Source organism: Pseudoalteromonas sp. MMG022 (assembly GCF_021654245.1).
Taxonomy (GTDB): Bacteria; Pseudomonadota; Gammaproteobacteria; order Enterobacterales; family Alteromonadaceae; genus Pseudoalteromonas; species Pseudoalteromonas amylolytica.
The window spans coordinates 1-13,408 of the sequence record NZ_JAKFZQ010000021.1; the positions used below are offsets into that span (position 1 = coordinate 1).

A 13,408-nucleotide genomic window follows, 5' to 3' on the forward strand; every position below is an offset into this window, starting at 1 on the left:
CCACCATTAAAGCTGACTTGCTTCTCAAATCTATCAACATTGGTGGCACCACTTACTAGTTGCCAAGACACATTGATATCGTCGCCATTGACTACCGAGGCTGTTACCGAAGCCAACGGTTTCGGCTTTAACACAACCGTTAATGCATTCGACTGAGTCCAGTTTGAACAACTTGCTGCGTCACACGCTTTAACCCGATATTGAAACTTTCCATCATAGACGTTTTGATATTTAACAGATGTGTCGTTGTGACCCGACTCGTTTTTCCACGCGCCATCGTTTTCTCGCACCTGACGTAAGTAATGTGTTGCATAGCCGCTACCATCCCACGACAAAAAGATATCTTCGTTGCTATCTAAAATTGCTGTTACATAAGTGGGGGCGGGTAATACTCTTACTGTCGGAGAGTACGCCCAGCCAGTACACCCACCGCTATTACACGCCTGAAGTCGATATCGGTATGTTCCTGGTGCTTTAGCTACATCAGCATCACTTGGTGGATTGCTAACTGGTGGGTAAACTATTTTTCTATATCCGTAACTCCCACCATTAAAGCTATATTCTCGGCGGTAGTGCGTAACTTTGGATGTATCAAACTGACTCCACGACAAAGTAATATCGTCGCCATCAGTTATCGCTAAGGCTAGACTTGAAGGTGTTGCAGGCTCGGGCACAACCGTAACTGAATTTGAATAGGTCCATGTATTAGAACAGCCCGTTGAGTAGCATGCTCTGACGCGGTATTGATAAGTCGCAGGCGGAGCATTTTGCATGGTCACAGACGTACCCGTATAGGCTGTATCATTGACCCATTCACCATTGTTGACCCTAGCTTCACGAGTATATTTCGTCGCGTAGCTCACACTCGACCAACTAATGGTAATGTCGTCAAAATTGTATATTGTGGCGGTCACCTGATTTGGTGGCGAAACTGCAACCTTTACTGAGTTAGAATACGCCCAGTCGAAGCAGCCCGTTGAATTACATGCCCTAACACGGTATTGGTAGGTATTGAACGGGGCATCGTGCATGGTGACAGAGGTACTTTTGTACTGTCTGTCATTCACCCAAGGTCCATTATTAACTCTCGCTTCACGCGTATATTTTGTTGCACCGCTTACACTCGACCAGCGAATGGTAATGTCATTACCATTGTAAATAGTAGCAGTCACTGGGCCAGGTGCCGATAGTGTCGCTAATGCTGAGACAGAGAATAATAGGGTACAAACAAGGCACAGGGCCGCCACAAAGTGTTTGTACATTTTATAACCTATATTATTTTTTTAAAGAATACATCCCAAGCTTTTACTGCAATAATCGGATTAATACAGGGACAAAAGCCGAAAAATTCTACACATTTGGTGCAAAAAAACGCCACAAAAACCTTTTATTTACATTCTTAAAATATTAGTAAAAGCAATGTATTGTGTGATTTTCACTCGTAACAGAAGAGATATTAAGCTGTAACGCATTATATATGGGTAACTTTCTTTTAGTCGTACAGGTAACGACGAAATGGGTTGGAGCATTGAGCTATTGCATTGCCTTTGGGCAAACTTTTAAGCACTGTGATAGCTGACCTGTGATAAAACATCTACCCCAATCCACGCAATGGGAAATGACTTTTGTAACTACAGCGATTTCAGCATGTGACTAAATAGTGAGGTAAGGTGTTGTTTTTTTTAAGTTCAGGCATAAAAATAGGCTGCAATTTGCGCTGCAGCCTATTATTAAACCTAGAAGATAGCTTAATTAGCCCAAACGAGATGTATTAAGACTATGTCTGATTTTTTAGTTATTGCTTAAAGGCGACCATTAGCCAATTCAATGAAAAAGGCATAGTTCAAAGCGGTATCTTTAATTCGCTTAAAGCGTCCGGACGCACCGCCGTGTCCTGCTTCCATATCAACTTTAAACAACAATTTGTTATCATCTGTTTTTAGCTCTCTCAACTTAGCCACCCACTTTGCAGGCTCAAAATACTGCACCTGAGAGTCGTGTAGGCCTGTTGTCACAAGCAAATTCGGATAACTTTTATGGGTCACTTGGTCGTATGGCGAATAAGAGCGCATATAATCAAAGTACGTTTTATCATTTGGGTTGCCCCATTCATCGTATTCGTTTGTCGTCAGCGGTAATGTTTCATCAAGCATGGTATTGATCACGTCCACAAAAGGCACTGCCGCGTGAACACCATGATAAAGCTCTGGTGCTTGGTTGATTACAGCCCCCATAAGTAGACCACCGGCACTACCACCTTGTGCGTAAACGCGGTGTTTGTCTCCATAGCCTTGCTCTGTCAGCGCTTTTGTCACATCAATAAAATCATTAAAGGTGTTTTTCTTAGTGAGCTTTTTGCCATCTTCATACCAAGGGCGGCCTAACATTTGTGAACCACGAATGTGCGCTATGGCATACACAAATCCTCTATCAAGCAAACTCAAACGGCTAACCGAAAATCTAGGGTCAACAGTATAGCCATACGAACCATAGCCATATTGTAATAAGGGGTTAGTGCCATCTTTTTTAAACAGAGACTTTTTGTAAACAATTGACACAGGCACAGCGGCACCGTCGCGTGCGCTAATAAAGATACGTTCTGATTGGTAGTCGTCTGGGTTAAAGTCTCCAAGTACTTTTTCTTGTTTCAACGTCACTTTTGAATAGTCGTTTAAGTCAACCTCAAAGGTTGTTTGAGGGGTTGTCATACTGGTGTAAACCACTCTCACACTATCGCTGCTAAGCATAGTATTACTGGTCATATACACTTTGTATGCGGGGTCATTAAACGTCAGTTCATGCTCTTTGTTCTTACTCAATTCACGAATCGTTACTTTTGATTGACCTTGCGAGCGGCTTTGATAAACCAGATGGTTTTCAAATAGTTCGAAGTCTTCGAGTTTTACATTTGGGCGATGTGCTATCACAGGCTGCCAATTAGTTTTATCCGCTGCCAACGCGACCTTTGCTTTCATCAGTTTGAAGTTCACCGCGTCCAAATTGGTCATGATGTAGTACCAGTCATCTAATTTTGCGATGTGATACTCATGACCTTTCTGACGAGGCAGCAAGCGTTTAGGCATAGACTTGCTGTCATTGGCTGACAAAATAGACACGCCCTTCGACTCAGTGCTCGAATGGTGTATAAAGATCTGTTCACCATCTTTACTCTTACTCACATAGGTGTAATAGGTATTGTCTAGCTCGTCATACACCAATTCGTCTTGTTCTTGCGGTGTGCCCAATGTATGTCTAAACACCTGAGTGCCAAGTAAAGAAACCGGGTCTTTCTTAACGTAATACAGCGTTTTATTATCGTTGGCCCAGATCACACCACCTTGCGTGCCTGTCAGCTCATCGCTAAGTAGCTCGCCAGTTTCAAGGTTTTTAACCTTGATGGTATAGATGCGACGACTCAAAGTGTCTTGTGAATAAGCCATCAGCTTAGCGTTGGGGCTTACTTCTACATCACCGATAGCAAAATAGTCATAAGCTTTTGCGAGTTCGTTAATATCCAGCAGCAACTCAGGGTTGTCACCCTTTACATTTGTACTGCGATAAATCGACGCATACTCTTGCTCCCCAATGGTTTCATTGAAGTAGTAATATTGCCCATGTTGAACAGGCACCGAGCGATTGTCTTTAACTATTTTTGACTTAATCTCGGTAAATAGACTCGACTGAAGGGCTTCACTTGGGGCCAATACCGCATCGGTATACGCGTTTTCCTTTTCTAGATGAGCAATGACCTCAGGCTTTGAACGTGTATCATCCCTTAACCAGTGATAGTTATCGACAATCTCATATCCATGGATGTTGGTTTTATGTGGGATTTTTGCCGCTAAAGGCGCCTTTGTCGCCTCAGCTTGTGTATGGTTAGCATCATTTACAGGCTTGCTTAACTGACACCCTGTCGTTAAAACAACCGATGACAACGCAAGCTGCCAAAGTAATAAGCGTTTCATTATTATAATATCCTTGTTTGATATATTTGGTGTAACTGTTACAAATAGAGTTACCTGCCTGTAAATATAATTGAATTAAAAGGTTATTAACAGTACCCTACTGTAAAGAAAAGTGAAGCTATATATGTATATGAAACAATTAACTCTCAGTATTATCGCGCTATTTATACTAACTGCTTGTAAAACAACACACACAGTAAATGATTCTCATATTAAACTATGCGAAAAAACCATACATGATTATATTCAATATAGGGATCTAGGGCCTATCGAACAGTATCAAGCCCTATTTACAGCAGATGCAACCTTTTCAGTGCCCAAGCTGAACATTGCGCTAAACACCAGTGAAGCGATTGCCAACAGAGCCAAAAAAGCGCTCATGACTAAAAAAAGTATTCATATGATAACCAGCACAAACATCAAGCAGCTATCACAGAATACCTATTCGAATGTGTCTCACTTTGTTCTTCACTTAAGCGATAAAAACACGCCCAATGCAAAGCGAAAAATCTTCAATGGACGCTACGTTGACACTTTAATCATCCAGAACGACCAATGTTTAATAAAAACGCGTAATGTGCTCATCGATCGAATGGACACATTACCTTAAATAGACTTACATGAACGTTTATGCCAGCGGATTAATTCCGCTTGGTCTCTAGTAATACTGTGGCCTTGTGCTTCAAGGCTTTGTGCACTTTGCGCCAATTTAGCTTCAGCACGCAATTCAATCTTTTCCAGTAGACTAAGTAACAGGCGCTTTTCATCATCTGTTATGTCGGCCAAAACATATGCCTCACGTTGACGCATGTGTTCAACCACTTGCTGATATAAAGGCAAACCCAGCTCACTTAACTTAACTAATTTACTGCGTTGTTTTACATGATCGTTATCAGGGCAAATCAAGCTTTGTTTGAGTAATGTATTAATTGCTCGATTCACCGAATAAGGGTCTAAGCGCGATTGATACGCGATATCGGCAGCATTAATTGGACCATACGAGCCAATATTCAGTAGTACGCGTATCTCTCGTGTTTCAAGCCCTGTTAGGTTTTTTATATATGCATCTCTGTCCATTGCTAGCAAGTTACTAGCAACGGCAATACGATATGGAACATGATTATATAAATCATAGGGTTGCTCTATATTTTTTGATAGCTCAAACGCCGCCTTTCGTGCTTTATTGTTCATATATTGACCCTATTTTTTAAACTTAAATGCTCAATTTTTGTAGACAGATGCTATAAAAGGCACTATGTTATGTTGCAAATGCAACATACAAACATCAACAGGAATACATTATGGCTTTAGTCACACCACTGGCACAAGATGCAAACGCAGAGGTTGCAGAGTTAGCAAAGTTTTTCAATGAAACCTTGGGGTTTTGTCCAAATAGCGTACTGACCATGCAGATCCGCCCTCATATCGCCAAAGCTTTTATTAACCTAAACAAAGCCGTGATGGAAAACCATGGCAGAGTGACCAGCGAATTAAAGCGCTTAATTGGCTACATTACCAGCGCCAATACTGGCTGCCGTTATTGCGAAGCACATACAATTTTAGCCGCGCAACGCTATGGTGGGTCTGATGAACGCCTCAAGAACATTTGGCAGTTCAGACAAAGCACACTTTTTACTGACGCGGAAAAGGCGGCATTTGAGTTTGCACTTGCTGCATCTAGCGTACCTAACGCCGTTGACCATACTATTGAATCACAGCTAAAGGCGCATTGGGATGATGGCGAAATCGTTGAAATTCTTGGCGTGGTAGCTTTGTTTGGTTATTTGAATCGCTGGAATGACTCTATGGCGACCACATTGGAAGCAGGCGCTATTGATGCAGGTGAAAACTATCTTGCCCATAATCAGTGGCAAGTAGGTAAGCACCAAACCAATAACTAAACACCAAAATTGAGCATACTGGTAAGCTTACTGGAACTATCACTTTTAAAAGCACATTAACAATAATAATAAACGCTGAATTATCAGCTTATACGCATACTATGCTGCTTAGAAAGTGTTACCCAGAAAGTGTTTTCCCAGTATGCTCATCCTTTACACGACCAATATAGTTCCGCTTCACAACCACTTGCTCATATATCAACCAAAGTTTAAATCTAGATGACCAGATAATGGCGATAAAAACAGCAATCAAAAATATAATCCATCCAACAAAATACAAAAAATATGCAAAAATGATGAATAAACATTAAATTTGTGAAAAATACATTCAAAATACTCCGTAAATTTATTAAAAAAATATTTTAATTCAAAATTTCACTATATTTTTGCTAAAACCCCAACTAGAATGCATGAAATTTCAATATAGAAGAATATAAATTCACACATGTTTTTTTGCTCACTTGTCGCTTCTTGCGATTTATGCTTTCTTTGTGTGCATAAAAACAACAATGGTAACAATGGGGATTAAATAATGTTTAAACCGAGCATACTCTCACTAGCCGTGTGCGGCTCCTTAACAGGAACGCTTAGTACGTCTTTTGCGGTCTCTGCAGAAGAGGCTGTCAACAAAGATAAATCGCTTGAGGTTATTCAGATAACCGCAACTAGGCGTTCTGGTTCAGTACAAGAAGCTCCACTGAATATCACCGCGTTAGACAGTGATGTAATGCGTGATCAAAACATTGGTGAGTTGGCTGATGTAGCACGCTGGGTACCGGGTTTGACTGTTACAGACCAAGGTGGCCGTTCAGGCTCGCCCATTATTGTTCGTGGGTTGAATACTAATTCATCAGGCCCGTCATCTGATGGTGGAACGGTTGCGACGTACATCAACGAGATCCCAGTCGCAATAGATATGCGCCTGACCGACGTAGAACGCGTAGAAGTCTTGATTGGTCCACAAGGCACACTGTATGGTGCTGGAACGCTGGGCGGCGCGATCCGTTATATCTTAAAAGAACCAGAGCTAGACTTTACCTCAGGTAAGGTATACGGCGATGCTTTCCAAAATAGTGAAAGTGATTCATTTGGTGGCGAAGCCGGCTTTATTTTCAACACCCCTCTTATTGATGATAAACTCGCTGTTCGCGCAAGCGTCAACGTATTTAAAGACCCAGGCTTTGTCGATTACAACTATGTTGTACGTGAGGCAGGCGTTTCACAACCTGACCCTGACTGGACTGACTTAGATGACATCAACCACAACTTGCGACAAGCAAAAGACAATAACGGTGAAACAACTACAACAGGTCGAATCTCGCTACGTTGGCTGCCAACTGATTGGTTAGACAGTACCTTGAACTACTTCTATCAAAAACAAGACAGTGAGGGCCGCTCAATTGTTCATCACGGCGCTTTAAATCCTGACAATGGCTTGAATAAGCGTATTGGAAAATATGAATCAGCCTACCGCTACGAAGAGCCAAGAGAAAAAGAAGACTCATTACTAAGCCTTGAAATTAAAGCTGATTTGGGTTTTGCCGAGCTTGTCTCTGCAACAGGTTATTCTGAGTTTGAAGCCGATGGTCAACGAGATCAAACCGACTTGTTAATTCGCTTAGACTACGGCTATGAAGAATTCCCTTCATTCTCATCATTCACCCGTGAACTTGAAGAAGAAGAAAACTTCACTCAAGAACTGCGTTTAGTATCACAAGGTGATTCTGACTTAAGCTGGATTGTGGGTGGCTTTTACAATAAGAGTAAGAGCAATGGTTCAAGTAAAGAATACGCACCCGGGTACAGCCTATTCGCAGTTGAAAACTTTGGTGGCACACAACTTCGTCCTGACAGCCTAGAGTACTATTCTGTCGACCGCAGCGAAGTCACTGAACAAGCGATATTCGGTGAAATAGCCTATCAAGCTAGTGAAAAACTCACGATTACGGTAGGCGCACGCTTCTATGAGTATAAAGTCGATGCAGATTCTGCTGTTGATTTCCCACTTTACAACACTGTTTTTGGTGGTGCGGGGCTAAACGATGTCAGCTTGAACTTCGAGAACAGTTATGCTGAAGATGATGGCAGCTTGTTTAAATTTAACGCCAGTTATCAATTCTCAGATACTGTAATGGCGTATGCAACCGTCAGTGAAGGATTTAGAATCGGTGGCTCAAATGGTTTAGCTCCTTGTCCAGATCCACTGCCAGCAAACCAAGCTGGTTGCGGTAAGCCACATGAGATGCTCTACAAAGACGATACGACCACAAACTATGAGTTAGGCATGAAAAGTACTTGGATGAAAAACCGCTTACACTTCAATGCAGCTTTATTTAACGTGGACTGGGAAGACGCGCAAATTGGTGGAGCAACCGAGGTAGGCCAGCTTCCTTATACCTCAAACGCAGGATCTGCTAATGCTAAAGGGGTAGAAATTGCGACGCGTGCAATGTTAACGGACTCATTTACCGCCTATGCCACCTATTCATACACAAAAGTAGAACTGACAGAAGACGCGCCATTTTTGTTTAACACCGATGGTACGGATGGCGGCGTAAGTGGTGATAGACTGCCAGGTTCACCTGAGCATCAGTTTTCGCTTGGTGTAAACTACCAAACAGAGATAATGGACAACAAACTGCTAGACATTAATTATGGTCTAACAGCCCAAAGTGACATGATTTCTAAAGTTGGTCTACATGACAATGGTGAAACGCTACCAGGTTACGCGTTAAGTAACATTTCAGCAAAAATTACTGGAGATCAGTGGTCAAGTACATTGTATATCAATAACTTGTTTAACAAGTATGCGTATACATCTGTACGCCGTAGTAATGCCGATATCACCACCGCCAACGGTGCAGAAATTCAACGTAACTACGGGCATTACATCAACCGTCCTTTAACAATCGGTGTTAAGTTCGACTACCAGTTTGAACTATAACCGAGTTACCGTTACTCTAAAGGCTCAAACTTAGTTTGAGCCTTTTTAATAACAATAAGAACACGCTTTTTATGACGCTCAACGCAACACATCTTCACCAACAAGCCGTCACGGCATTGAATCAAGGCCAGATAAAACAGGCTCATCAGTATTTAGTACAACTGATACAAACTACTCCTGAAGACACCCGTGAACATGCCGATGGTTACTTTTTAATGGCAATGATCAATGTTCAGGTTGGGCAAATAAAAAAGGCCATTAAACTTATTGAAAAAGCCAAAGGTTTGAGGCAACGTTTTGAATACTCAATTCATTTAGCTAAATGTTACGCACTAGACGGTCAACTCAATCAAGCCAAAACATTAGCACTGTCAATCGCTGTTGAAGACCTAACCTCTGCACTAGATGCAGATACCTTAGGTGTCACACTCAGCCATATCGGATTACATGACTATGCACTGCTTTGCTATCAAAAAGCGTTAGAGCTTAACGCCGTACAGCCTCAATTTTTTTATAATTATGGGGTGTGTTGTAAGTTTTTGGGGTTATTCGACAAAGCAGAAGCCGCGTTTGAACAAGCTATTAAACTTGAGCCTGCCCACCATCAGGCACATTTTGCATTGTCAGACCTTACTAAGGTCAATGAGAGTAACAATCATATTTTACGACTTAAAAGTGTGTTTGCACGCCTTGAACACCCTGATGCAAAGTTACACATAGGTCATGCCTTAGCAAAAGAATATCAAGATCTTAAGCAGTATGACTTAGCGTTTGAAGCACTCAAGCAAGGTAAAGCAAGTAAATTACAACAGGCACGTTTTGATGATAATGCCTCTGAACAATTGTTTGATTTGCTGTATCGATTAAGCCATCAAACAAAAAGTGATGCACCTTTGGGAGCAGACACAAAAGAGCCTATTTTTGTGTTAGGTATGCCACGCTCTGGCACCACTTTGGTAGAGCGAATATTATCTAGCCACAGTGATGTTACCTCCGCAGGAGAGTTACAAGATTTTGGAATCGTCACCAAACGGTTGAGTCAAACCACCACACCTCATGTACTTGATGAAGCCACCCTTAAAGCCGCTTACGAGTGTGACTTTAAGCAACTGGGACAAGACTACCTTGACGCTACACGTGTCGTTACTGGGCAAAGCTGCCACTTTGTCGATAAATTACCCTTTAACTTTTTTTATGTGGACTTGATCCGCAAGGCCCTACCAAACGCCAAAATCATTTGTTTGCTACGTAATCCACTAGATACCTGCATCGGTAATTATCGTCAGTTGTTTACTATCAACAACCCCTACTACCGATACTCTTTAGATTTAATGGACACAGCTAAATTTTACACACGTTTTTATAAACTTATGCACCATTGGCAAGCGTTACACGGGTCATATTTTAAGTTGTTAGAATACGAGCAACTCGTCGCGCAACCTGAGCAGCAAATAAGAGCCTTACTCGACTATTGCCAGCTTCCTTGGCAAAAGCAGTGTCTAGATTTTCACCTAAACGATGCGCCGGTATCAACGGCAAGCAAGGTACAAGTGCGTCAGCCACTGAACACAAAATCAATTGGACGCTGGAAAAACTTCTCCCCATATCTTGATGAAGTTACAGCGTATTTTGATAAGCACGCGATCCCCTATTGAAGGTCTTATCTAGCGTGTTTAACAACTTGCTAAGAAACACAGATAGCAAATACAGGCTTGGAAAATCTAAGCCTCTGATCCTCTAAGTAAAAGCCAGAGCATATTTCAAACCTTCGACGCGCTTTTCATGCTAACATCCAACCAGTCACTAAAGAGCCATGAATCTTTAAGTTATGTTTGAAGCCAATGTGGTCAATCTTATACAAGCCTTTTCAATCGGTATTGCTACGCTGAGCATTGCGATATTAAGTACGCACAAGCTCTATCGTACCGTAAGCGCATTTTTTGCCATGGTTATGCTGTCAGCCATCTTTAATCTCTTAGAAGAGCTGAATATTACGCGCTCTATTCACTTAGTGACCCCTGTATTTGTGCTGGGCTTTGGCCCCATGCTTTACCTTGTGGTGAAGTCCTTAACCAAACAAGTCAATAAATACGACATACTACACTTTGTGCCTATGCTGTTGTTATTACCCTTTACCCAATACACACAGACTGTGATCTTAATTGGCACAGTGTGGCGGGTTATCTATGCGGGATTTGCTGTTTATCGCATTTACCAGTTCAACGCGACGCTTGATAACTCTCGCTCAGATGCGCATGAGGTGGCCCTGCGCTGGCTAGGCTGGCTTATTGTGATCATGACCATCACTAACGCTGCTGATTTAGTTAGGCTTAACCTGCAGCCAATGTTACCTGTGTTTTGGAATATTTTCGGACAGGGCCTAGTAGCAGTTATCAATATCACTATTTTGCTGGTATTGACGACCAAGTTGAACGCCGAGCACAAGATTCTAAAAACTTTGCCACTTCAGCAAACGGATGACACTCCCAACAAAACCCACGAATCAGCGGAAGACTACCAAGCAATATTCAAATCTATCGATCAACAAATGAGGGATAAGCAGTGGTTTTTACAAGCACGTTTGTCATTATCCGACCTGTCACAACTCACTGGCTTGCAGCCAAGAGATGTATCTCGTGCCATCAACTTGTCTCATCAACTCAGCTTTAATGACTATATAAATTCATTTCGCGTTGAACATGTAAAAGAAGCGATGCGCACCTCCTCCACCAAGCCGCTTCTTACTTTGGCCCATGAAGCAGGCTTTAGCGCGAAATCATCATTCAATTATTCTTTTAAAAAACAAACAGGTATGACACCAAGCGAATATAGAAATAGCCTTCGTTCTAACCCCAACTAAGCGTACAAAATCCTGAATTTATGCGTCTAATTACTTGCGTTTAGACCTTTACGTTACTTAAGAGCGATAAATTACTGTTATCGCAAGTAACAAATAGGCCACTACCCATGCTACTGTTTCGCTTCTTTAAACTTTCTGCTTTCATTTTTATAAGCTTAGCTATACTCAGCGCATGCCATAGCCAAGTATCACTCCCGCCCGCGCAGGCGTTTATTCTAAAAAATGTGAATATTGTCTCTCCCGTTGAAGAGCGTATTATTAAAAATCAAACCATTCTCGTTAAAAATGGAATTATAAGCAGTATTAACAGCAGCTTACATGAAATCCCAGGCATCAACATTATTGATGCTCAAGGTGGCTATGTGACCCCCGGCCTCATTGACATGCACGTGCATTTTTACGACCCGAGCGCATTGGTAACTAACTTATCTCACGGTGTCACACATGTGCGTATTATGAACGGCATTGCACAACATCTAGCATGGCGAGACCAGCTTGCGCAGAATGAAAGAGTTGGCAGTACGCTCTCTGTCAGCAGCCCTATTCTTTCTGGGTTTGAAAACGGTGCACTGCATCAATACGTCGCTACAACGCAACAAGCAGAACAAGCTGTTATCACGGCTAAAAATGCAGGATACGACCTGATTAAGGCTTATGGCAACTTGTCGCCACAAGCACTAAAGGCCCTAATTAAAACCGCGCAAACACTCAATATCCCCGTGGCAAAACATGGTCCACATCCATCAGCAGATATGCCTTGGTCAAGCCTATCTGAATTGCAATCTTTGGAGCATGTGGAAGACATACTACAAGGCCCACTGAACCATACTTTTGATCAGCAAAAGCTCACTCAAACGCTCAAAGAGATAAAAAAGTTAAACATCCCCGTCACACCAACACTCAATATTTTTTGGCAATTAACAAGAATAAGTGAAGATAAACAAGCCTTTTTAGATACTTTACCTAAGCACTATATATCACCCATAGTAGCTGCTGCCGAGCAACGCGACCAAGTTGCTCGTTGGCTCAACACCTCTCAAAACCACGCGAGCTATAACCGAGATACTTACAACACCTTATTGTTCATCACTGAGCAAATGCATACATTAGGTATTGAACTGCTGGTGGGCTCCGATGCTGGCGTGCTGCTATCGCCCCATGGTTTAGCAACACACAACGAAATGGCGCAACTAAAAGATGCTGGGCTCACAAACTTTGCAGTGCTCAAGGCAGCCACCTACTCGCCTGCCAGAGCACTGAAGTTAGATAAGCAAATTGGACAAATAAAGGTAGGATACAAAGCTGACTTTATTTTTACCCGTATAAACCCAATTGAAAACTTGGCCTCATTAAAGACCCCTGTTGCCGTAAGCAAGCATGGTCGCTGGCTCACACAGCAACAACTTACTCGACTCAGAGCCCAGGCTATTGAAAACAGAAGTACGCTATTAGAGCTTTGGCGGCTTGCAAGCAATTACTGAGTGGATTCTATAAGTCGTTATTAATGGCTGGGTGAATATTCAGCCTTAATAATCTATTTGCAGCTCTGATGAGTAGCGTATTGCAAACACAATCTAAAGAGCCTTCGTTAAAAAAGCACCAGCTACTCTTAACTCTCTCGAATAGCTCCCCCTTATTGTCACACGATAACGCAGAAGGTCTCGTCAATTGCACAACAAGCAGAATCCTAGAAGTGAGCAACTATGTGTGAACTCTCTCACCATAGTTGTTGCTTTCG

Annotated in this window: 9 protein-coding genes; 6 read left to right on the forward strand and 3 right to left on the reverse strand. The window is 42.1% G+C overall.

Annotation, left to right across the window (positions count from 1 at the left end):
- Window positions 1-1,262: fibronectin type III domain-containing protein (locus L1070_RS16425; protein ID WP_237126350.1), on the reverse strand; the 1,262-nt coding region annotated here is incomplete at its 3' end.
- A 540-nt stretch (window positions 1,263-1,802) separates the two neighbouring features.
- Window positions 1,803-3,965 carry a S9 family peptidase gene (locus L1070_RS16430; protein WP_237126351.1) on the reverse strand — a complete coding sequence of 721 codons (2,163 nt, stop codon included), beginning with the start codon at window positions 3,963-3,965 and terminating at the stop codon, window positions 1,803-1,805.
- 130 nt (window positions 3,966-4,095) lie between these two features.
- On the opposite strand from L1070_RS16430, the gene L1070_RS16435 reads away from it, so the two are divergent.
- On the forward strand, window positions 4,096-4,575 hold the full coding sequence (locus L1070_RS16435) for a nuclear transport factor 2 family protein (protein WP_237126352.1): 480 nt from the start codon (window positions 4,096-4,098) through the stop codon (window positions 4,573-4,575).
- Here L1070_RS16435 and L1070_RS16440 read toward each other — a convergent pair.
- Entirely contained in the window at window positions 4,572-5,156 is a 585-nt protein-coding gene (locus tag L1070_RS16440; protein ID WP_237126353.1) for a MarR family transcriptional regulator, read from the reverse strand. The two genes, L1070_RS16435 and L1070_RS16440, sit on opposite strands and share 4 nt — an antisense overlap.
- A gap of 110 nt (window positions 5,157-5,266) precedes the next feature.
- On the opposite strand from L1070_RS16440, the gene L1070_RS16445 reads away from it, so the two are divergent.
- The 5 genes from L1070_RS16445 (at window position 5,267) to L1070_RS16465 (ending at window position 13,151) form a co-directional block, all read left to right on the forward strand.
- Window positions 5,267-5,866, forward strand: coding sequence for a carboxymuconolactone decarboxylase family protein (locus L1070_RS16445; protein ID WP_237126354.1), 600 nt, complete (start codon window positions 5,267-5,269; stop codon window positions 5,864-5,866).
- A 532-nt stretch (window positions 5,867-6,398) separates the two neighbouring features.
- Window positions 6,399-8,810 (forward strand): TonB-dependent receptor, encoded by a 2,412-nt coding sequence (locus L1070_RS16450; protein WP_237126355.1) that lies wholly within the window; start codon window positions 6,399-6,401, stop codon window positions 8,808-8,810.
- 71 nt (window positions 8,811-8,881) lie between these two features.
- Window positions 8,882-10,465 (forward strand): sulfotransferase, encoded by a 1,584-nt coding sequence (locus tag L1070_RS16455; RefSeq protein ID WP_237126356.1) that lies wholly within the window; start codon window positions 8,882-8,884, stop codon window positions 10,463-10,465.
- Between the two features lie 173 nt (window positions 10,466-10,638).
- Window positions 10,639-11,670, forward strand: a complete 1,032-nt coding sequence (locus L1070_RS16460; protein WP_237126357.1) for a helix-turn-helix domain-containing protein — start codon at window positions 10,639-10,641, stop codon at window positions 11,668-11,670.
- 107 nt (window positions 11,671-11,777) lie between these two features.
- Entirely contained in the window at window positions 11,778-13,151 is a 1,374-nt protein-coding gene (locus tag L1070_RS16465; RefSeq protein ID WP_237126358.1) for an amidohydrolase family protein, read from the forward strand.
- The last annotated feature ends 257 nt before the right edge of the window (window positions 13,152-13,408 follow it).

Excerpts from the sequence above, each read along its gene's own strand:
- L1070_RS16435 (WP_237126352.1), top strand. The coding sequence starts at position 4,096 with ATGAAACAATTAACTCTCAGTATTATCGCGCTATTTATACTAACTGCT.
- L1070_RS16445 (WP_237126354.1), top strand. The coding sequence starts at position 5,267 with ATGGCTTTAGTCACACCACTGGCACAAGATGCAAACGCAGAGGTTGCA.
- L1070_RS16440 (WP_237126353.1), bottom strand. The coding sequence starts at position 5,156 with ATGAACAATAAAGCACGAAAGGCGGCGTTTGAGCTATCAAAAAATATA.
- L1070_RS16455 (WP_237126356.1), top strand. The coding sequence starts at position 8,882 with ATGACGCTCAACGCAACACATCTTCACCAACAAGCCGTCACGGCATTG.
- L1070_RS16460 (WP_237126357.1), top strand. The coding sequence starts at position 10,639 with ATGTTTGAAGCCAATGTGGTCAATCTTATACAAGCCTTTTCAATCGGT.
- L1070_RS16450 (WP_237126355.1), top strand. The coding sequence starts at position 6,399 with ATGTTTAAACCGAGCATACTCTCACTAGCCGTGTGCGGCTCCTTAACA.
- L1070_RS16430 (WP_237126351.1), bottom strand. The coding sequence starts at position 3,965 with ATGAAACGCTTATTACTTTGGCAGCTTGCGTTGTCATCGGTTGTTTTA.
- L1070_RS16465 (WP_237126358.1), top strand. The coding sequence starts at position 11,778 with ATGCTACTGTTTCGCTTCTTTAAACTTTCTGCTTTCATTTTTATAAGC.